Here is a 19312-nt window from a genome sequence, read left to right as displayed (position 1 = left end):
AGCGATGGCGGCTCAGGCGGCGGCGGTGGCCAGGCGGGCGCAGACGGCCTCGATCAGCAGTTGGCGGGCCCGGTCGACGATGTCGTCCATGGAGGAGGTGCGCACGAACATGGCGGCGGCCCGCTCCTTAAGCTCTTCCCGCGTGGGCAAGGTGGGCATGCTCGGCATGTGCAGTTCCGGCAGGCTGGGCATGGCGGGCATATGAAGCTCGGGCATGTGCAGCGAGGCCAGCATAGCCTCTGCTTGGGCCCGCGCGTTCTGCAGCTTGTGCTGCAACTCGGCCTTCACGTCGGCCAGCGAGGGGGTATCGGCCAGGGTGGCCTGCAGGCGGGCGGCGATCTGCTCCACATGGAAGGTGGCGGCCAACTGGCCGGCGGCTTTCTCGATGATGGCCTTACCCAGACGCTGCTCACCCCGTACCACCGCGGCCGGCGGGCGGTGCAGGTCCCAGGTGACGCCCACCCAGGAAAGCGCCTTCAGGATGTAATAGGTGGTGTCCACCTCCCACCAGCGGAAACCCTGGCAGGCGGCACTCTGATAGGCGTGGTGGTTGTTGTGCCAGCCCTCGCCCATGGTCAGCAGGGCGAACCACCAGTTGTTGCGGCTGTCGTCGCCGGTCAGGTAGCGGCGGCGGCCGTACACGTGGGCCAGGGAGTTGATGCAGAAGGTGCCGTGGTAGGTGGCGATGGTGCTCCAGAAGAAGCCCACCACCAGGCCCGACCAGCCGGCCGCGAACCACACGGCGACGGCCAGGATGAAGGCGGGCAGGTAATGGAACCGGTCCAGGAAGCGCAGCTCGGGGAACTTGGCCAGGTCCGGCACGGCGGCCAGATCGGTCTTGTCGTGGCGCGCGGTGAAGATCCAGCCCATGTGCGCGTACCAGAAGCCGCGCTGGGCCGGGGAATGCACATCCGCCGGGGTGTCGGAATAACGGTGGTGATGGCGGTGCTTGGCCGCCCACCACAGGATGCCGCGCTGGGCCGACGTCTGGGCGATGAAGGCCAGGATGAACTGGAACCAGCGGCTGGTCTTGTAAGCCCGGTGCGAGAAATAGCGATGGTAGCCGCCGGTGATGCCGAACATGCGCAGGCCGTAGAGGCCCACGGCCAAGGCCACGTCCTGCCAATAGACCCCCGTCCAGATGGCGCCCAGGCAGGCCAGATGCACCAGGATGAAGGGAACGGCGCCGGTGGCCTGGATATCGTCCAGGTAGTGATCAGCCGGGCTTTCGGCCCCGGGAAGGGTCTCGCGGGCAGGGGTGGTCACAGGCGTGTGCACTCCGTCAGGGGCCGGCGGCGAAGGGGCCGGGCGGGGATGATGTCTATATCGTCTGGATAGCAGAATTCGGCCTTAAAGCCGACTCCGCGTTTGGGGCGTTGTTCCTCTGACCCCAGGGTAAAGGGGCAACCCTAAAGGGGAGCTTAACACCGGTGGCGGTCCTGGCGATTTGTGCTGGGTCAAAAGTCCGGCGAGAGATCGTCCGGCATCAGCGGTTGGGCGGGGATGACAGCGTTGCTGGCCGCCCCCTCCATCCACCAGCCGGAGTCGGCCAGCTTGCCTTCATACAGCTCCATTACCGGCTTCTGCAGGCGGTCGACCAGCACCATGTCGTGCGTCGCCACCAGGCAGGTGGTGCCCAGCTTGTTCAGCTCGATGAACAGCCGCATGATGCGCAGGCTCATCTCACGGTCGATGTTGCCCGTGGGCTCGTCGGCGATGATCAGCTTGGGCCGGGTGACGACGGCGCGGGCGATGGCCACCAGCTGCTTCTGACCGCCCGACAGGCGCAGGGGCCGCTCGTCCAGCTTGGCCTTCAGCCCCACCCAGGACAGCAGCTCCGTCACGCTTTCCTGCACATGGGCCTCGTCCTGGCCGGCCAGGCGCAGGGGCAGGGCCACGTTGTCGAACACCGTCAGGTGGTTCATCAGGCGGAAGTCCTGGAACACCACGCCGATTTCCCGTCGGATGGCCGGCAGGGCCTTGCGCGGGGTCTTGGACAGGGGATGGCCCAGCAGGGTGATCAGGCCGCGCGACGGCCGCTCCGCCAGGTACAGCAGCTTCAGCAGGCTGGACTTGCCGGCACCGGTGGGGCCGGTCAGGAAATGGAAGGACCCGGGCGCCAGTTCGAAGCTGATGTCGCGCAGCACCTCGGGCCCGGTGCCATAGCGCAGGCCGACGTTCTCGAAACGGACCAAGGGCGAGGTATCCTTAGAAATGGAAAGGGCCCGGCCCGCCCGCTAAGGGGCGGGGCCGGGCCCGATCCAGGAAAGGGAGGGGCGCTTACTCGGCCGAGGCCGCTTCGGCGTCCGCGCGCTCGGTGGCTGGGAACAGGCCGGCCTTCTCGAACGCGGTCAGCGTCTCCTGCGCCCAGGCGCGCAGGTCGGTCAGGCCGCTGTGGCCCGTCCACACGTCGATGCCGTAGCGCTTTTCCAGGTCGGCGTCGGTCATCTTCAGCGCATCGCGGACGGAGATGAATTCCTTCTCCAGCAGCTTCCAGATATCGCTTTCGCAGCGCTTGATGGTGATGAGGCCGACGCCCTGGCTTTGGAAGCTCTTCAGGCGGCGGAAGGACTGGTCGTTCTCGTACGGGCCGAAGCCGCCGGCGACCTCGTTCAGCACCACGAAGCGGCGGCCGAAAGGCAGCCATTCGTTCTTGTCGAACGAGTACTGGATCAGGGCGCGGGCGTCCTCGATGGCCTGGGCCTCGGCCTTCGTGGTGACGATCAGGTCGATGGGGTTGCTGTTGCGGCGGCGCAGCAGGGCGCCGGCGTTGCGCGCCTCGGCCCAGGCGAACAGGTCGGCGGCCACGTTGGCGCCCACATCCACCACATAACCGCCCTCCAGCAGGGTGCGGCCGAACTCATCCCAATATTTGATGGCCAGGTTGGGATCGGTCGAGGTCTTGATGTTGGTCAGCTGCTCGCCGATGCCCAGTTCCTTCACGCCGGCGAACAGGCGGCCGAACTTCGACCGCTGGTTCAGCGTGTCGCTGTCGGCGGCGGCCAGCTTCACGGGCGCGCCCTTCTGCTCGTGCTGCAGGACCAGCATCTGGGCCACCAGCGTCTTGCCCTGGCCGCCGGTCTTGGCCATCGAGATATAGGTGCGCGTCATGGGGTCGTTCTCCTGGTCCCGCATTCTTGGTGCCGGCATCCCTGGCCGCCCACGTTCCTGTCGCCCGTAGGCGATATCCCCTGGGAAAGGATCCCCGGAACGCGTCTGGCCTCGGGCTGGACGGCATGGAAAAGGCGCGTCCGGCCGGGCCTTGAATCGATACAGGTTTTCACCCCGCGCTTCAACTGCGGGGGGCCGCCCTTAACCGAAATCGCAGGCGAATGCGGCCTTAGGCCCCGTCTTCAGGGGTGATGCTCCTGAAGGCGGGGCATGATTTCCACCAGGTTGCAGGGGCGGAAACGGTTGTCCAGCTGGTACTGCAGGATCAGGTCCCAGCCGTCGCGGCAGGCGCTGGGGCTGCCCGGCAGGGCGAACAGGTAGGTGCCGCCGGCCACGCCACCCGTGGCCCGGCTTTGCAGGGAGGAGGTGCCGATCTTGGCGTAGGACAGGGTGCGGAACATCTCGCCGAAGCCGTCGATTCGCTTCTCATAGACGCCTTCGAATGCCTCCGGCGTCACGTCGCGGCCGGTCAGGCCGGTGCCGCCGGTGGAGATGACCACGTCCACCGCCGGGTCCGAAATCCAGGCCCGCAGCTGGTCCGTGATGGCCGCCTGGTCGTCCTTCACGATGGCGCGGGCGACCAGCACGTGGCCGGCGCCGGTCAGCCGCTCCACCAGGGTGTCGCCGGACTTGTCGGTCGCCGGGTCGCGGGTGTCGGACACCGTCATCACGGCGATCTGCACCGGCAGGAAAGGGCGGGTTTCATCGATGCGGGACAAGGGGAAGGCTCCTGTTCGGGTCGTCCCTTAAGTGAGGGGGCGGGCGGCCGCCGTCAACCCGTGGGACTGTCAGACCTCGACCACTTCTAGCAATTCGCCATCGGGGCCGAAGCAGCCGCAGGCCAGCGTGCCGCTGAAGCCGCAGCCGCCGTCCAGGGTCACAGTGGCGGGCGTGGCCGCCAGCCCGCCATGGCCGGGATCATAGCCGCGCACCACCCGGCCGAAGCCGGCGTAGGGGCCCTCGATGCGGGACCAGGCGCCGCCGCCCCACCAGAAGCTGTCGCCCTGGGCGGCCAGCGGGCGCGAGGTGTCGATGCCGGCGTTCACGAACAGCAGTTCGGGCAGCCGTCCCTGCCGCCGCTCGGTATAGGCGGCGCGGCGCAGGGCGGCGAACAGGGCGTCGTGGCCAGGGGCGGCGCGCTGGGCGGTGCGCAGCTGTCCGGTCCAGCGGGCCAGCGAGACGGCGCCGTCTCGGGCGGCGGCCACCCCCTGGTAGGCGCTGCCGCCATAGGCCGCCAGCGTGGCGTCCACGCCCTGGGTCATCATCCACTGCAGCACTTCGGTGGGATTGGGGGCGAACTGCAGTTGCAGCAGCTTCTGCCACATCTCCTCCTGCCCGCCGCGCAGATAGACCAGGTCGCTGACGATAACGCCGCGCACAGACAGGACGGCGCGGCGGAAGGACAAAAGCTCGTCCATCGTGTCCCGCACGCGGGGGCCGCGGCCGATCAGGTTGCCCAGGTAGATCAGCCGGTCACCCGGCTGGAAACGGGCGCCGATATCGTCGTGCAGGGCGGCCAGCCGGTCGACGTCGCCATGGATCGCCCCCACGGCCCAGATGCGCCGTGGACGGCCCAGCACGACAAAGCGCTCTTGTTCGTTCATGCGTTGGGTCAGACCGGCAGAGGAAGTTGCCGACCAGTGTATGCGCCGCCGCCCCATGAAAAAAGGGGCGATCGAGCCCGATCACCCCTTTTTCCACTAAGTATAGTGATGCCGGCGAACCGTACCCCCAATGGGCGGATACCGGCGGACCTCGCGGCGAATGGCTTAGGCCGCCTTCGCCAGCACGGCTTCCAGCCGCTCGGTCGCCTTGCGCTCATCGATCTTCTCGACGGCGGCCAGCTCGCGGGCCAGACGCTCCAGCGCGGCGTGGTAAATCTGCCGCTCGCTGTAGGACTGGTCGGACTGGTCGGTGCCGCGGTGCAGGTCGCGCACCACCTCGGCGATGGACACGGGGTCGCCGGAGTTGATCTTGGCCTCATACTCCTGGGCGCGGCGGCTCCACATGATGCGCTTGATCTTGGACGGGCCCTGCAGGGTCTCCATCGCGTCCTTGATCCGATCCTTGCTGGACAGGCGGCGCAGGCCGGCGTTCTTGGCCTTCATCACCGGCACCTTCAGCGTCATCCGCTCCTTCTCGAAGGTGATGGCGTACAGCACCACCTCCATGTCGGCGATGGCGTGCTTTTCGATGGCCACGATGCGTCCCACCCCGTGGGCAGGGTAAACGACGTAATCACCAGTGACGAAATCGAGCTTATCGGTCATTTGGATCGGCTCTCACAATTCGGCTTTTAAAGTCCCGCCTCGGGGAAGACGGGCCTGGGCGCCGGGAACGGCATGCAAAGGTCGCTGTCGGCCCGGCAGGGGGCCGCGACAAGGGACGAACAGCACGAAGGCGCTGGGGGAACGTGGCACGCACTTAAGCGTTCGCGAACGGCGTGCCGATCCTCGCGTCCAGGACTATACTCGATATGACGGTGGGATGACAGGTCGACAAGACCGTGTTCGACTTAAGTTCCCGGCATAGGCCAGGATGTCGGACATGCGAATCGCGCATGTCTTGGGCAGGGGCCGCCGAAGATTTAGGCAGGCCGGCCGAAAGAGTAAGAAAAAGCGCCGCGCGTCCCGGGGACGGCGGCGCTTCATGCCAATCTCAGTTGCCGCTGCCCGGCTTGTCGCTGAAATAGGTCTTGAACTTGTCCGGCACGCCCTTGAAGGCGTCGGCGTCGGCGGGCGCCGCCTTCTTACGGTTCAGGTTCGGCCAGGCGGCGGCGTACTGGCGGTTCATCTCCAGCCACTCCTCGGCGCGGCCGTCGGTGTCCGGCAGGATGGCCTCGGCCGGGCATTCCGGCTCGCAGACGCCGCAGTCGATGCATTCGTCGGGGTGGATGACCAGCATGTTGTCACCCTCGTAGAAGCAGTCCACGGGGCAGACTTCCACGCAGTCGGTGTACTTGCACTTGATGCACTGCTCGGTCACGACATACGGCATTGCTCGCACTCTCCTTGAAAACCCGATTCCCCCAGGCGCCCGGGTCGGGGCAGCCTCCAGCGGGGCGGCACGGGGGCACGTATAGCCTGATATCGCCCAGGGGTATAGCACCCGTGAACGTCGGCGAAACCTACGTCATCCGGATAGCGGCCGGACGACAGCGCGAGAGGTAGAACATGCGTGGGGCGGGCGCAACAGGGTTCAGTGTGCGTCGTCCTGGCCCCGGCGTCGCGTCTGGTGCAGGCTATCCCATGCAAGCCCGTGCCGCACCTTTCGGCTGATGCACGTAAAAAGAGTAAGTCTGATTGCATTTGCGCATTCGAAACCGATAGTCTGACCCCGTACCCGGGAAACAGCGGGAGGCATCAGGGACGGCATGACAGCGCACGGCGACACTGACCCGTCCGAGGCCCCGCGGGCCCAGGGCCCGGCGACACCCGAACCGTCGCCGGCCATGGCGGCCCAGCTCTACGCCGTGCTGCAGCGCTTTTCCCAAGCCATCGTCGTCTTCGGGCCCGACGACCGCGTGGTGTTCGCCAACGACCGTTACCATGAAATGTTCCCCCGCTCGCCGGCGGCGGGCGTCATCCTGGGGTGGCGGTTCGAGGATCTGCTGCGCCATTCCATCGCCGCCGGCCAAGTGCCCCAGGCGGAAGCGGACCCGGAAGCCTACGTCGCCCGCCGCCTGTCCCAGCGCGGTATCGCCCGCGAGGGGCTGATCGGCGACCGCTGGTATCGCGCGGTGGAGGAACGCATCCCCGGCGGCGGCATCGTGCTGAGCTACAGCGACATCACCGACCGCCGCCTGGTGGAGGAGGAGCTGCGGCGCAAGTCCGCCATCCTCAGTGCCGCCATGGAGGCGGTGCCGGGCGGCTTCATGGTGATGGACGAGCGCTTCAATTTCGTGGTGTGGAGTCGCAACTGGCCGGCCATCGGCGGCGCCACGGATGAGATCATCCGCGCCTATCCCAACATGCCGGACCTTGCCCGCTGGCAGTCCCGCCGGGGTGATTACGACGCCATCCGGCTGGACCCTGCCCAGTTCGATGCCCAGGCGGTCGCCGCCGTGCCGTGGCTGGGCCGGCTGCTGGCCCTGCAGGCCGCCCGCCCGCCGCAGCTGACCCCCAGTGAGGAGGAGCGGGAGCTGTTGGTGCAGTGGCAGCTACTGCGCTATCGGGCCGAGGGCCGGCCGGATGGAGAGCGGGCGGAGGGCAGCGGCACCATCCACATCGGCGGCGAGGATGGGCGCATCGTCGAGTTCCGCCGCAACCGCATGCCGGGACTAGGCTGGGTGTCCATCTACAACGACGTCACCGAACGCTACCGCCATGAGGAGGAAACGGCGCGGGCCCATGCCGAAACCGCGCGGGCGCTGCAGGAATTGCGCGACACGCAGGAGAGCCTGGTGCAGGCGGAAAAGCTGGCCTCGCTGGGCGAACTGGTGGCCGGGGTGGCGCACGAGCTGAACACGCCGGTGGGCATCAGCTATACCGCCGCCACCTTCCTGGCCGACCGCCTGCGGGAATTCCGCGATGATCTCGCCAATGGTCCGCCGCGCCGGACGGCGCTGATGGATTTCCTGGATCTGGTGGAAGAGACGGCCAACCTGATGACCGTCAACGCGGGGCGCGCCTCCCGCCTGGTGCAGAGCTTCAAGAACATCGCCGTCGACCAGACCAGCGACGAACGCCGGGTGCTGTCGCTGAAGCCTTACCTGGAGGAAATCGCCATCAGCCTGGGCCCGCAGTGGAAGCGGCCAGGCCATGTGCTGACCATAGACTGCCCGGCCGGCCTGGTGCTGGACACCTATCCCGGGGCGCTCAGCCAGGTTCTGACCAACCTGATCGTCAACGCCACGCTGCATGCCTACGCTCCGGGGCAGGCGGGACGCCTGACCATCACCGTCTCCCCCCTGCCGTCGCCGCCGCCGGCCGCCGGCCGGCTGGCGGTGGAGCATGTGGAGATTCTGTTCGCCGATGACGGCAAGGGCATCCCGGCCGATGCCCTGCCCCGCATCTTCGATCCCTTCTTCACCACCCGGCGTGGGGCTGGCAGCACGGGGCTGGGCCTCAACATCGTGTTCAACCTGGTGACCCGCACCCTGGGCGGCCGCATCGAGGTGGACAGCGCGCCCGGCCGGGGCACGCGCTTTTTCCTGCGCCTGCCCAAGGTGGCGCCCCAGCCGCCCGCCGCGGCCCCGCCGACGGCGCCCATCGGCCCGGCGTCCGCCGGTCGCTGACGGCAGCTGGCGCTTGCCCCGGCGGGGGCGCGCCACTACCGTGATGGGCCCCGGTCCGGACGGACTGGGGCTGGGGCTTTGGGGGGCCGTGCATATGGGGGGATCGTTGTATTGCCGGGCCGGGCGCCGCCGCGTCTGGGCGTCCCGCTTGACGCTGTTGGCCGGCTTCGCCGCGCTGAACGGTCCCTTGTGGCACGCGGCGGCCCAAGCGGCCCCATCCGGCGCGGCCCCATCCGGCGCGGTGGCGGCCAAGACGCTGGTGCGCTCCATCGGCGGCGCGACGGTGACGTTGGACCCGCAGCGCGCCGATCTTTCCTCCGAAAGCCTGGTGATCGACGACCTGCTGGAGGGGTTGCTGGCTCCCGACGGACGGGGCGGCGCCCGGCCGGCCCTGGCGGAAAGCTGGACCGTTTCCCCCGACGGGCGCATCTACACCTTCAAGCTGCGGGCGGACGCCAAATGGTCGGACGGCACGCCGGTCACGGCGGACGATTTCGTCTTCTCCTGGCGCCGCCTGGCGGACCCGCGCACGGCGGCGCCCTACGCCTATTACATGTGGATCGTGGTGAATGGCGAGGCCATCACCAAGGGGACGATCAAGGACGTCAGCCGCCTGGGCGTGACGGCGTTGGACGCCACCACCTTCCAGGTGGAACTGGTGCGGCCCACGGCCTATTTCCTGGCCATGCTGCAGCACCAGGCCCTATTCGCCGTGCAGAAGGCCAGCGTGCAGGCCCATGGCGACGCCTTTACGGAGCCCGGCCACTACGTTTCCAGCGGCGCCTACGTACTGGCGGAAAACGTGCCGCGCGACCACCTGACCCTGGTGCGCAATCCCGCCTATTACGACCAGGCCAAGGTTCCCATCGCCGTGGTACGGGATCTGCCGCTGGAGGACCGCGCGGCGGAGATGCGGCTGTTCCGCGACGGGCAGGTGCAGACCACCTACGAACTGCCCATAGATCAGGTGGCGTGGGCCCGGTCGGCGCTTAAGGAGGCTTTCGTAAGCGGCGACACTTACGACACCTATTTCCTCAGTTTCAACCTGCGCAATGAGCCGTGGAAGTCCTCCCCGGCCTTGCGCGAGGCCCTGACTCTGGCGGTCGACCGTGAGGCGCTGGCCAACCGCGTGCTGGGCGGGGAGCAGCCGGCCTACAGCTATGTGCCGCGCCTGGCGCCCGGCCCGGGCATTACTGGCTATGAACCGGGCTGGCCCGCCTGGCGTGACCAGCCGCAGGCCGAGCGCGAGCGGCATGCGCGGGCCTTGCTGGTGGAGGCCGGTTATGGTCCCGGTGCCGGTTCCAAGGGCGGTCCTGGGGGCAGGGCGCTGCCACCCATTTCCCTCCTGTTCCCCACGGGCGCCAACTGGCAGGCCGTGGCCGTGGCGGTGGCCCGGCAATGGCATGACGTGCTGGGGGTGGAGGTGCGCCTGGATGCCCAGGACTTCCGCATCGTGGCGGCTCAGTCGAATGCGAAAACCTTCAAGGACGTGGTCTTCGCCTCCTGGATCGGCGATTACGCCGACGCCAACAGCTTCCTGGCGCTGATGCGGGGCGATGCCGGGCAGGAGAACTATGCCAGCTACCGCAATCCGCTGTTCGACGCGCTGATGGAGGAGGCGAACGGCGAGCCCGACCCCGGCCGCCGCGCCGGCCTGCTGCGCCGGGCGGAGCGGCTGATGATGGACGACACGCCCGTCATCCCCTTGTTCCACAAGACCATGCGGCGCCTGGTGTCACCTCGCGTCACCGGCTGGGTCCCCAACCCGCTGGATCTGTCGCCCACCCGCTTCCTGGATCTCATGCCGTGAGGCGTTCACGGCCCCCCTTCCACCTTGGGAAGGGGGGCGCCAGGCGCCGTGGGCGGCCGGTCGGGCTCCGGCGGCATGTCCCAGCCATGGGCCAGCGTGCTGTCGGACAGCGGAAGGAAACTCTGCCCCAAATCCACGGGCAGCTGGAACCCGGGCTTGCCCGGATCGGGGCAGGAGGCGGACTTGGCCCGCAAGGCCCAGCCCCCAGGCAGCGGCCGGTCCCACACGAACACCGTGCAGGGGCCCGAGAGGGGAGGGCGGGGCATATAGGTTTCGTCCATCTGGAAGCCGGGGTAATTGCCCCGCGCGCTCCCCGCCTCGCCGGCGAAGGTCTGTGCCGTGAGGGGTGGTGGTGCCGGCGGGATCAGCCCCGGTTCCGGCGTCGCACACGCCGACAGCCCCAGCAATACTCCGCCCACGCACCACCATCGCTTTGCCATGGCGCCCCCTTCCGCATCTTATGCGCGTCCCATCCGTGCCGAGGGATGCGCGCGGACGGCGGCGGCGTTGGGGCGGAAGCAAGGCGTTTTGAGGGCGGGGGACCATTGGGGCTTACCCTTTCTCAACCGCCAGGATGATCTTCCCGAAGCCGCCACCACGTTCCATCCTTTGATGCGCCTCGGCCGCTTGCTCAAGCGGCAGCACGCGGTCGATCACCGCATGGATCTCGCCGCTCGCCAGGCGGGGCAGGGCACCCGCCGCGAAGCGGGCGACCATGGCGCGCTTCTCCTCCGGCGTCCGTGATTTCATCACCGTTCCAATGAGGCGTAGGTGGTGGTGCAGCACCAGGTCGAGCGGGATTGGGGTGTCCGCGTCGCCACTGAGGACACCGACCTGCACCAGGGTACCGCCGGGCGTCAGGCTCCTGAGGTTGCGCGCCAGATAGTCGCCGCCGATGAAGTCGATCACCGCGTGCACCCCCGCCGCCTCCGTGAGGCGGGAAACCTCCGTCTCGAAATCGGTGGCGCGATAATCGATCACAGCTGCGGCGCCCAGGCCGCGCACGTCCGCCGCCCGCTGGGCCGAGGCCGTCGCGTAGACGGTGGCGCCCAGGGCGCGGGCGACCTGCACGGCGGCCGAACCGATGCCGCCAGCCGCCGCATGGATCAGCACCCGCTGCCCGGGCTGGACCCGGGCCAGATGCGCCACCGCCTCCCAGGCGGTGACGAAGGCCTCCATGACCCCGGCCGCTTCCCTCAGCGGCAGCCCGTCCGGCACCCTCACGGCCATGCCGCGATCGACCCGCGCGACCTCGGCATAGGCTCCGCCGCCGACGATGGCCATCACCCGGTCCCCGACCCGCATGTCCGTGACGCCGGGGCCGACCTCGATGACCTCGCCGGCCAGTTCAAGACCCAGCAGGGGACTGTCGCCGAAGGTCTGGCCGCCGTAGAAGCCGGCGCGCTGCATCAGGTCGGCCCGGTTGACTCCCGCGGCCGCAACCCGAACCAACAGGTCATGCGGGCGTACCTGTGGCGCGGGCATTTCGACCAGCTGAAGCACGTCCGGCGGGCCGAAGCGATCATAGGCGATACCCTTCACGATGCCACCCCATTGGCGCGGGTCAACGCACGGCGGGCGATGCTCTCGGCGAACAAGGGGGTCTCGCGGCGATTGTGGTCGCCGCCCGCTGCTTGGCGCGCCGCGGCGGCGTCCTCATAGGCGACGCCATGCTGCGCCAGGAAATCCATGAAGGCATCGGTCGGGTGGGCGGTCACGCGGTTGGTGTACCGGGTGCGGTTGCCGTCGATCGCTTCGGCCATCAGTTCCCAGACGACGTTCACCTGGGTGCGGCCGTTGGCGGTGAAGACGTCCGAGATCGAATTCATGCGGCAGTAGGTTTTGCCCGCTTTCTCGGCCACGTAGTGCTGCACCACCAGGCCCGTTCCGATCATCTCGACATTGATGGACATGCGCCGTCCGTCGTCGGTGGTCGTCACCCCGGCAGCGATGTGATCGGGCGCGCAACACCGCAGGTATTCCGCCTCAGGCAGGGTGAACAGCCAGTCGGCAATGTCGATTTTTTCAATCGGAACATCGACTTCATGGCTGTACGCGGATTGGGATAGGATGCGATCGAGGACGATGGCCATGGTGGCGTCTCCAGCTTGGGTTGGATCGGCGGGCGGGGCGCCACGTCCGATGAGCCCAACCATGCGACCAGGAGCGTCGCCTGATAACGCGGCCATTCCTCGAAATGGCTTTGCCTGCGGAGCAAAGATGAAGGACCCGAGGTTCGCCGAGTTCGTGGCCGTTTTCGTCGACGTCGTGCGGGCGGGAAGCTTCTCGGGCGCCGCGCGCCGGCGGGGGGTGACGCCGTCGGCCATCGTCCGGCAAATCGACGCCTTGGAGCATGGCCTGGGCGTGCGGGTGCTGGTGCGCTCCACCCGCGCGCTGGCGATGACGGATGCGGGGGAGAGGCTGTTTGAACGCGGCCAGCGCCTGATCGACGATCTTGTCGATGTCCATGCCGAAATCGCCGCCTTCGATGGGGCGATTGCCGGCGTCCTGCGCATCGCCTGCTTTCCCACCTTCGGCAAGCGGTACGTTCTACCGGTGGCGGGCACCCTGATGCGGGACCATCCCGGCCTGTCGGTGGAACTGGATTTGACGGAGCGCTTGGCCGATCCGGCGCGCGATCGCCTCGACGCCGTCATCCGCATCGGGCACCTCGCCGATAGCGCCTTGATCGCCACCAAGCTCGCCGATCAATCCCGGCTGGCGGTCGCCGCTCCCGGTTATCTGGACCGGCACGGCACGCCGGACGGTATCGACGATTTGCGCGGCCATCGGCTACTCGACAAGCTGCACGGCGCCGACCTCCTGGGCTGGGCCGACATGCTGGGCGATGCCGGGGGCCAGCCAGGCTGTGGTGCGGTCGTCTTTCGTTCTGACGATTTCGAGGCGTTGCGGCTTGCCGCCCTTGAGGGCATGGGCGTGGCTTTCCTGCCCAGTTGGGTGGTCGGACCCGATGTTCGCGCCGGGCACCTCAAGCGGCTCGCGCTGGACGGGGAACCCTGGGCAAGGGACCCGCAGGGCATCTTCCTGCTCCGGGCCTTGCAGGAGCCATCGGCCAAGTTGCGCGCCTTCATCGATGGTTTACGGTCGGCGATCGGAACCCCGCCTGTCTGGGAGCCCTGATCTGGGAGCCCTGATCTGGGAGCCCTGATCTGGGAGCCCTGATCTGGGAACCCTGACCGCCGCATGGGATAGCCCAATTTCGAAGAGGCCGATCCCACAATGAAAACACCCGCCGAACGCTGTCCGGCGGGTGTCTGGTACTCTATCGACTTGAAACCGACGGCGGCGCCCGCTGGCGGCCGCCTGGGCTCACAACCGGGCGCCTCAGGCGTCCTTGTTGTTCATGCCGCGGCCGGTGGTGCGCTCGGAGATGCGGGCCGACTTGCCGCGGCGATCGCGCAGGTAGTACAGCTTGGCGCGGCGCACGTCACCCTTGCGGATGACTTCGATGCTGTCCAGGCGCGGGCTGTACAGCGGGAACACACGCTCCACGCCTTCGCCGTAGCTGATCTTGCGGACGGTGAAGCTGGAGCTCACGCCGGCGTTGCGGCGGGCGATGACGACGCCTTCGTAGGCCTGCACGCGCTCACGCGAGCCTTCGACGACCTTCACGTTCACCTTCACGGTGTCGCCCGGGGAGAATTCCGGAACCGCACGGGTGGCGGTCAGCTTTTCAATCTGCTCTTGCTCGAGCTTCTGGATGATGTTCATGGCACTCAACTCCACATGATGACAATGGCCAGCCTCACGGCGGTCAATCCAGGTTTGGCACAGGCGCCGTTTCCGCGGTGGGATCCACCAGGGAAACGCCATCCTCTAGGGTCGAACCGCTTCGCGGCTTACGCCGGCGGCGGCTCTTGGTTTCGGCCTTGGGCCGGCTCTCCTCGTAGCGCTGCCACAGGTCCGGTCGCCGGTCCCTGGTGATGCGCTCCGCCTCGGCCAACCGCCAGGCTTTCACCTTCTCATGATGCCCGGAGAGTAGAACCTCGGGCACCGCGCGGTCTTGCCAGACGGCTGGCCGCGTATAGTGGGGATACTCCAGCAATCCCCGCTCGAAACTCTCTTCGCCCGCCGTCTCGACGTTGCCCATGACGCCCGGCAACAGCCGGACACAGGCGTCGATCAGGCACAGCGCCGCAGGCTCACCCCCGGAAAGCACGAAATCCCCGAGGCTCACTTCCTCGAGGCCCTGCGCTTCCAGGACCCGCTCATCCACCCCCTCGTACCGCCCACACAACACTGTGAGACTGGGTACCGATACGAGTTCCCGTACCAGCGCCTGATCCAACACACGTCCACGCGGCGAGAGGTAGATCGCCCGGCCCCGTTCCCTCTGGTCCTGGCTCAGCCGCGACCGGCTGGCGGTCAGGGCTGCATCCAGGACGTCGGGCCGCATGACCATACCTGGTCCGCCGCCGAACGGGGTGTCGTCCACGGAGCGGTGTTTATCACTCGCGAACGACCGGATGTCCACTGATTCCAGCGACCAGGTGCCATTTTCAAGCGCTTTCCCCGCAAGGCTCATGCCCAGCGGTCCCGGAAACATTTCCGGGAACAAGGTCAGCACCGTCACATGCCAGCCGGCCGTCATGGACTCAGGCCCCGGCGCCTTCGTCACCCTCGGCCTCTGCGGCCTCGGGCACGTCCTCTTCCGAGGCGACCGCCTCGTCAGCGGCGGGGCCGCCTTCCATCTCGGCCAGTTCCTCCGGCGTGGGCTTGACCTTCTCGAACAGGCCGGCCGGCGGTTCCACCGTGACGATCCCGGCCTTCACGTCCACCACCGGCACGGCGGCGCGGGTGAAGGGGATGGTGACCATCTTGCCGGAGGCCGCGTGCGCGATCTCCAGCATGTCGCCGCCACCGAAATCGTAGATGGCCTTGATCTCGCCGAAGGGTTCGCCATCGGCCGTGGTCGCCACCAGGCCGATCAGGTCGGCGTGGTAGAATTCATCCTCATCGTCTGTCGCCGGCAACTGGTCGCGGTTGATGTACAGCCGCGTGCCCTTCAGGGCGTCGGCGGCGTCACGGTCGCGCACGCCCTGCAATTCCGCCAGGAAGTGATCCTTGCCCATGCCGGTCATGGTCAGGGCGAAGGCGCGGGCGCCCGACTCGTCGGTCAGCTGGCCATAGGCGAACAGCGACTCCGGTACGGCCGTGTAGCTCTTCACCTTGACGCGGCCGCGCACCCCGTGGCTGCCCACGAACTGCCCGACGCAGATGCGCGTGGCGGTTTCCATAACGATACTCTCTGGAAGACTGTAAACGGCGGAAAAGCTGAACGGGGGCGGTCACCCGCCCCCGTCGCAACTCGTCAACCTCGATGCCGGCCCGCCCGCCCTTGTTTCCATAGGCAGGGGGGGCGGTCGGCCTCAGGCCAATCAGCCCTCGCTGCCGGCGGCAGCGGCGGCCAGCTTGGCGCGCTCCTGGGCCTTCGCCTTGGGGGCGGACTTCTTCGGGGTCTCGCGGACCTTCGGCAGCTCGATGATGTTGGCGCGGCCCAGGAACAGGGCGACGCGGTCGGTCGGCTGGGCGCCCACGGACAGCCAGTGGCGGGCGCGCTCTTCCTTCAGGGTGATGCGCTCGGCATGGTCACGCGGCAGCATCGGGTTGTAGGTGCCGATCTTCTCGATGAAGTTGCCGTCGCGGGGCGAACGGCTATCGGACACGACGATGCTGTAGAACGGACGCTTCTTGGCGCCACCGCGGGCCAGACGAATCTTGAGGGACATTTCTTACTTCCTGACTCTGATGTTGAACTAACGATGATGGTGAAACGCGAATACTAAATTTGGCTGGCGGATCAGCGACCCTTGGGCATCAGGGCCGACAGGCCCTGGCGCATCAGGCCCTTTTTCCCCAGTTTCTTGAACTTGCGCATCATATCGGCCATGTCCTGGTACTGCTTCAGCAGCCGGTTGACGTCGGCCACCGTGGTCCCGGACCCCAGCGCGATGCGGCGCCGGCGCGATGCGTTCAGTATCTTGATGTCGCGGCGCTCTTTCTGGGTCATGGAGGTGATGATCGCCTCCTGACGCTTCAGCATGCGCTCGTCGATGTTGGCCTTGGACAGCTGGTCCTTGATCTTGCCCACGCCGGGCAGCATGGACAGCATGCCGCCCATCCCCCCCATCTTCCGGATCTGGCGCAGCTGGGACAGCATGTCGTCCAGGTCGAAGTTGCCCTTCTCCATCTTCGCGGCAAGCTTCTCGGCTTCCTCGCGGTCGATGGTCTCGGCGGCCTTCTCCACCAGGCTGAGCACGTCGCCCATGCCCAGGATGCGGCCGGCGATGCGGTCGGGGTGGAAGGCTTCCAGCGCGTCGATCTTTTCGCCGGTGCCCAGCAGCTTGATGGGGCGCCCGGTGATCTGGCGCATCGACAGGGCGGCGCCGCCCCGGGCGTCGCCATCGATGCGGGTCATGACGATGCCGGTGACGCCGACCTTGTCATTGAAGTTGGTGGCGACGGTGACGGCGTCCTGGCCGGTCATGGCGTCGACCACCAGCAGGCTTTCCACCGGCTTGGTCACGTCGCGGATGCGCACGACCTCGTCCATCAACTCCTCGTCGATGGCAAGGCGGCCGGCGGTGTCCAGCATGACGACGTCATAGCCTTCCAGCCGGCCGACGCGCATGGCGCGCTGGGCGATGGTCACCGGGTCTTCGCCGGGGACGATGGGCAGGGTGGCCACGTCCACCTGCTCACCCAACACCCGCAGCTGTTCCTGGGCGGCCGGGCGTCGCGTGTCCAGCGACGCCATCAGCACCTTTTTCTTCTCGCGGGTCTTCAGCAGGCGGGCGATCTTGGCGGTGCTGGTGGTCTTGCCCGAGCCCTGCAGGCCCAGCATCAGCACCGGCACCGGCGCCTCGGCGTTGAGGTTGATGCCCTCGTTCTGCTCGCCCAGCATCTCGACCAGATGGTCGTGGACGATCTTGATGACCATCTGGCCGGGGGTGATGGAGCGCAGCACCTCCTGCCCGACGGCCTTTTCCTTCACCCCGTTGATGAAGGACTTGACCACGGGCAGCGCCACGTCGGCTTCGAGCAGGGCCACGCGCACTTCGCGCAGCGCAGCACCAACGTCCTCTTCGGTGAGGGCGCCGCGCCGACGCAGCCGGTCGAAGATATCGCCGAGCCGTCCTGTCAAGCCGTCAAACATAACCCGTCCTGGCCATTGCCGTTCCGATCTTCATCCCGCCCCTAGTCCAAGTGTCCATTCAGGCCCATTTGCCCAAACGAAAAGCGCCAGTGCACGAAACTCGTGGACTGGCGTCGCGCCGTGGCGCGGGATGCGGTCTCAGTCCCGGATCTGACGGATCCAGGGCCGAGGTGGGGCTATCTAGACCTGTGGAGGGCGTCTGTCAATGCTTCTGGAGTCAAGGACGCCCCACGGGACGCCCCGCGGCAAGGCGGTGATGGTAACGGCGATGTCGCGCCTGGATCAGGGACGGCGGCGGCGGGTCCTTAACCAAAACGGGCGATTGTCAACGGCCTGTACACCTGTAATAGACGGGGTGACAGGCCCGCTATTTCGCCTAGAGGCTCATTTTGGGTGCGCGCCCCCTCTTCCAGCGCGCCTTTAAGATAAGGTATGAACGGGTTATCGGGGTAGTCTTTGGTAGTGCGCCATTCCGTGGCGGATTCGAATTGCGGGGGGGACCGGCCCCGCGGAGGCTTGTATGTCAATGTCGTCCGGCAGAAATGCCGAACCCGAACGGTCCAGGATGAGCCAGACGGAGTTGCTGGCGATTGTTGGCAAGCATCGGGCGTTTCTGACGAAGCAGCCTGGGGGCGTGCGTGCCAGCTTCAAGCTGCGTGACCTTTCGCATATGGATCTGTCCGGTCTGAACCTGGCCGAGGCCGATTTCTCGGGCGCCAAGCTGTTCGGCGCCCGCATGGTGGATTGCGTCCTGACGGGGGCGTCGCTGTACGCCGCGGATCTGCGCCTGGCCAACCTGGAACGCTCCGACCTGCGCCGGGCCGACCTGCGCGGCGCCTGCATGCGCGGCGCCGTGCTGAACCAGGCCTCCATGGCCGAGGCCGACCTGCGCGAAGGCACCATCATGCACGTCCGCAAGGACGGCAGCATCACCCCGCACGAATTCGACGCCGTGCCCGTGCAGACGGAATTGTCGTGCGCCACCGTGGTGGGCGCCGACCTCAGCCGGGCCAAGCTGTCCAACACCTTCCTGGTGCAGTCGGATCTGACGGACTGCATCATGCGCGGCGCCAAGATGGCGCGCGCCAACCTGACCAACACCAACCTGACCGGCTGCGACCTGAAGGGCGCCGATCTGACGGGCGCCAATCTGACGGGTGCCAAGCTGCACGGCGCCGACCTGACGGGGGCGGAGCTGGGCCTGGCCCGATTCGCCGGCGCCCTGATGATGGGCACCATCCTGGACGACAACGCGCGCCGCGCCGAAGAGGTGCTGGAGGGCATTCACGCCCCCACGCCCGAGGATGCCGGCCTGGACCTGTCCGCCATGCTGGTCCTGCATTCCGAATGGGTGGAGACGGGCGGGCGCGAGGGCGCCCGGGCCGACCTGTCCAGCCTGGACCTCAGCGGCGTTGACCTCGCGGGCGCCAACCTGTCGGCCGCCCTGCTGCACTGCGCCTGCCTGCGCAAGGCCAATCTGGTGGGCACTTCAATGCCCATGGCCGACCTGTCGCTGGCTGACCTGCGCGACGCCAACCTCAGCCGCGCCGACCTGCGCGGCGCCTCGCTGGAGCGCGCCACCCTCAACGGCGCGCAGCTGGTGCGGGCCGATCTGGGGCCTGTGTTGATTCAAAGCTCCACGGGGCGGTTGTGGAGCGCCAACCTGCACCGCGCCCGCCTGGACGGCGCCAATTTGACGGGCGCCATGCTGAAGCGGGCGGTCCTGTCCCAATCCTCGCTGGTGGGGGCGGTGCTGAAGGATGCGGAGCTGTCGGACGCCAAGATGGCGGGGGCCGACCTGCGCGATGTCGACCTGGCCAACACCGACCTGGACGGGGCGGACATGGCCGACGTGGTCGGCATGGTGCACTGACCGGCTGTCACCGACCTAGTTTCGCCCTAGTTTCCTGACAATTCT

Annotated in this window: 19 protein-coding genes; 4 read left to right on the top strand and 15 right to left on the bottom strand. The window is 67.5% G+C overall.

Annotation, left to right across the window (positions count from 1 at the left end):
* Positions 1-12: 12 nt before the first annotated feature.
* The 7 genes from Y958_RS11095 to fdxA all read right to left on the bottom strand — a co-directional run bounded on the left by Y958_RS11095 (position 13) and on the right by fdxA (position 6168).
* The gene (locus Y958_RS11095; protein WP_244909265.1) at positions 13-1266 is read right to left on the bottom strand and encodes an acyl-CoA desaturase; all 1254 of its coding nucleotides are present in this window, start codon (positions 1264-1266) and stop codon (positions 13-15) included.
* 191 nt (positions 1267-1457) lie between these two features.
* On the bottom strand, positions 1458-2195 hold the full coding sequence (ftsE, locus tag Y958_RS11090; protein WP_088872023.1) for a cell division ATP-binding protein FtsE: 738 nt from the start codon (positions 2193-2195) through the stop codon (positions 1458-1460).
* A gap of 85 nt (positions 2196-2280) precedes the next feature.
* Complete coding sequence (locus tag Y958_RS11085) at positions 2281-3111, bottom strand: hypothetical protein (RefSeq protein WP_100085373.1); 831 nt, start codon at positions 3109-3111, stop codon at positions 2281-2283.
* A 242-nt stretch (positions 3112-3353) separates the two neighbouring features.
* The gene (gene moaB, locus Y958_RS11080; RefSeq protein ID WP_088872022.1) at positions 3354-3890 is read right to left on the bottom strand and encodes a molybdenum cofactor biosynthesis protein B; all 537 of its coding nucleotides are present in this window, start codon (positions 3888-3890) and stop codon (positions 3354-3356) included.
* A gap of 69 nt (positions 3891-3959) precedes the next feature.
* On the bottom strand, positions 3960-4775 hold the full coding sequence (locus tag Y958_RS11075) for a metallophosphoesterase family protein (protein WP_088872021.1): 816 nt from the start codon (positions 4773-4775) through the stop codon (positions 3960-3962).
* Positions 4776-4940: 165 nt separating this feature from the next.
* Positions 4941-5441, bottom strand: coding sequence for a CarD family transcriptional regulator (locus tag Y958_RS11070; protein WP_040845774.1), 501 nt, complete (start codon positions 5439-5441; stop codon positions 4941-4943).
* A gap of 388 nt (positions 5442-5829) precedes the next feature.
* The gene (gene fdxA / locus Y958_RS11065; RefSeq protein WP_004272685.1) at positions 5830-6168 is read right to left on the bottom strand and encodes a ferredoxin FdxA; all 339 of its coding nucleotides are present in this window, start codon (positions 6166-6168) and stop codon (positions 5830-5832) included.
* A gap of 376 nt (positions 6169-6544) precedes the next feature.
* Between fdxA and Y958_RS11060 the strand changes: the two genes are divergently transcribed.
* Both Y958_RS11060 and Y958_RS11055 read left to right on the top strand, forming a co-directional pair.
* Complete coding sequence (locus Y958_RS11060) at positions 6545-8407, top strand: sensor histidine kinase (protein ID WP_088872020.1); 1863 nt, start codon at positions 6545-6547, stop codon at positions 8405-8407.
* A 94-nt stretch (positions 8408-8501) separates the two neighbouring features.
* A complete protein-coding gene (locus Y958_RS11055; RefSeq protein WP_186291159.1) occupies positions 8502-10217 on the top strand; it encodes a peptide ABC transporter substrate-binding protein in 1716 nt (571 codons plus the stop codon).
* A 5-nt stretch (positions 10218-10222) separates the two neighbouring features.
* Here Y958_RS11055 and Y958_RS11050 read toward each other — a convergent pair whose 3' ends face one another.
* The 3 genes from Y958_RS11050 to Y958_RS11040 all read right to left on the bottom strand — a co-directional run bounded on the left by Y958_RS11050 (position 10223) and on the right by Y958_RS11040 (position 12310).
* Entirely contained in the window at positions 10223-10657 is a 435-nt protein-coding gene (locus Y958_RS11050) for a hypothetical protein (RefSeq protein ID WP_145727861.1), read from the bottom strand.
* Between the two features lie 112 nt (positions 10658-10769).
* Complete coding sequence (locus tag Y958_RS11045) at positions 10770-11759, bottom strand: NAD(P)H-quinone oxidoreductase (RefSeq protein WP_088872017.1); 990 nt, start codon at positions 11757-11759, stop codon at positions 10770-10772.
* Positions 11756-12310, bottom strand: coding sequence for a hypothetical protein (locus Y958_RS11040; protein WP_088872016.1), 555 nt, complete (start codon positions 12308-12310; stop codon positions 11756-11758). The genes Y958_RS11045 and Y958_RS11040 overlap by 4 nt, the downstream gene beginning before the upstream one ends.
* A gap of 127 nt (positions 12311-12437) precedes the next feature.
* Here Y958_RS11040 and Y958_RS11035 point away from each other — a divergent pair, with 127 nt between their 5' ends.
* Positions 12438-13358, top strand: a complete 921-nt coding sequence (locus tag Y958_RS11035; protein WP_088872015.1) for a LysR family transcriptional regulator — start codon at positions 12438-12440, stop codon at positions 13356-13358.
* A gap of 204 nt (positions 13359-13562) precedes the next feature.
* Here Y958_RS11035 and rplS read toward each other — a convergent pair whose 3' ends face one another.
* From rplS to ffh, 5 genes are all read right to left on the bottom strand, one after another.
* Positions 13563-13949, bottom strand: a complete 387-nt coding sequence (rplS, locus tag Y958_RS11030) for a 50S ribosomal protein L19 (RefSeq protein ID WP_040848023.1) — start codon at positions 13947-13949, stop codon at positions 13563-13565.
* A 43-nt stretch (positions 13950-13992) separates the two neighbouring features.
* On the bottom strand, positions 13993-14829 hold the full coding sequence (trmD, locus tag Y958_RS11025) for a tRNA (guanosine(37)-N1)-methyltransferase TrmD (RefSeq protein ID WP_088872598.1): 837 nt from the start codon (positions 14827-14829) through the stop codon (positions 13993-13995).
* Between the two features lie 4 nt (positions 14830-14833).
* On the bottom strand, positions 14834-15475 hold the full coding sequence (gene rimM / locus Y958_RS11020) for a ribosome maturation factor RimM (RefSeq protein WP_088872014.1): 642 nt from the start codon (positions 15473-15475) through the stop codon (positions 14834-14836).
* Positions 15476-15616: 141 nt separating this feature from the next.
* Positions 15617-15967 (bottom strand): 30S ribosomal protein S16, encoded by a 351-nt coding sequence (gene rpsP / locus Y958_RS11015; RefSeq protein WP_040848024.1) that lies wholly within the window; start codon positions 15965-15967, stop codon positions 15617-15619.
* A 71-nt stretch (positions 15968-16038) separates the two neighbouring features.
* Positions 16039-17394, bottom strand: coding sequence for a signal recognition particle protein (gene ffh / locus Y958_RS11010; RefSeq protein ID WP_088872013.1), 1356 nt, complete (start codon positions 17392-17394; stop codon positions 16039-16041).
* A gap of 565 nt (positions 17395-17959) precedes the next feature.
* Between ffh and Y958_RS11005 the strand changes: the two genes are divergently transcribed.
* Positions 17960-19267: a pentapeptide repeat-containing protein gene (locus Y958_RS11005; RefSeq protein ID WP_244909264.1), complete on the top strand. Its 1308-nt coding sequence runs from the start codon at positions 17960-17962 to the stop codon at positions 19265-19267.
* Positions 19268-19312 lie beyond the last annotated feature (45 nt).

Origin of the sequence: Nitrospirillum viridazoti CBAmc, from assembly GCF_000730165.1 — a bacterium.
Classification (GTDB): Bacteria; Pseudomonadota; Alphaproteobacteria; order Azospirillales; family Azospirillaceae; genus Nitrospirillum; species Nitrospirillum viridazoti.
Note: the sequence above shows the minus strand (reverse complement) of the source record. Positions and strands in the feature narration are given on the sequence as shown.

What these genes read in the sequence shown, in the direction of transcription:
- Y958_RS11085 (WP_100085373.1), bottom strand. Translation starts at nt 3,111, where the DNA reads ATGACGCGCACCTATATCTCGATGGCCAAGACCGGCGGCCAGGGCAAG.
- Y958_RS11075 (WP_088872021.1), bottom strand. Translation starts at nt 4,775, where the DNA reads ATGAACGAACAAGAGCGCTTTGTCGTGCTGGGCCGTCCACGGCGCATC.
- Y958_RS11070 (WP_040845774.1), bottom strand. Translation starts at nt 5,441, where the DNA reads ATGACCGATAAGCTCGATTTCGTCACTGGTGATTACGTCGTTTACCCT.
- fdxA (WP_004272685.1), bottom strand. Translation starts at nt 6,168, where the DNA reads ATGCCGTATGTCGTGACCGAGCAGTGCATCAAGTGCAAGTACACCGAC.
- Y958_RS11060 (WP_088872020.1), top strand. Translation starts at nt 6,545, where the DNA reads ATGACAGCGCACGGCGACACTGACCCGTCCGAGGCCCCGCGGGCCCAG.
- Y958_RS11055 (WP_186291159.1), top strand. Translation starts at nt 8,502, where the DNA reads ATGGGGGGATCGTTGTATTGCCGGGCCGGGCGCCGCCGCGTCTGGGCG.
- Y958_RS11050 (WP_145727861.1), bottom strand. Translation starts at nt 10,657, where the DNA reads ATGGCAAAGCGATGGTGGTGCGTGGGCGGAGTATTGCTGGGGCTGTCG.
- Y958_RS11040 (WP_088872016.1), bottom strand. Translation starts at nt 12,310, where the DNA reads ATGGCCATCGTCCTCGATCGCATCCTATCCCAATCCGCGTACAGCCAT.
- Y958_RS11035 (WP_088872015.1), top strand. Translation starts at nt 12,438, where the DNA reads ATGAAGGACCCGAGGTTCGCCGAGTTCGTGGCCGTTTTCGTCGACGTC.
- rplS (WP_040848023.1), bottom strand. Translation starts at nt 13,949, where the DNA reads ATGAACATCATCCAGAAGCTCGAGCAAGAGCAGATTGAAAAGCTGACC.
- trmD (WP_088872598.1), bottom strand. Translation starts at nt 14,829, where the DNA reads ATGACGGCCGGCTGGCATGTGACGGTGCTGACCTTGTTCCCGGAAATG.
- rimM (WP_088872014.1), bottom strand. Translation starts at nt 15,475, where the DNA reads ATGGAAACCGCCACGCGCATCTGCGTCGGGCAGTTCGTGGGCAGCCAC.
- rpsP (WP_040848024.1), bottom strand. Translation starts at nt 15,967, where the DNA reads ATGTCCCTCAAGATTCGTCTGGCCCGCGGTGGCGCCAAGAAGCGTCCG.
- ffh (WP_088872013.1), bottom strand. Translation starts at nt 17,394, where the DNA reads ATGTTTGACGGCTTGACAGGACGGCTCGGCGATATCTTCGACCGGCTG.
- Y958_RS11005 (WP_244909264.1), top strand. Translation starts at nt 17,960, where the DNA reads ATGAGCCAGACGGAGTTGCTGGCGATTGTTGGCAAGCATCGGGCGTTT.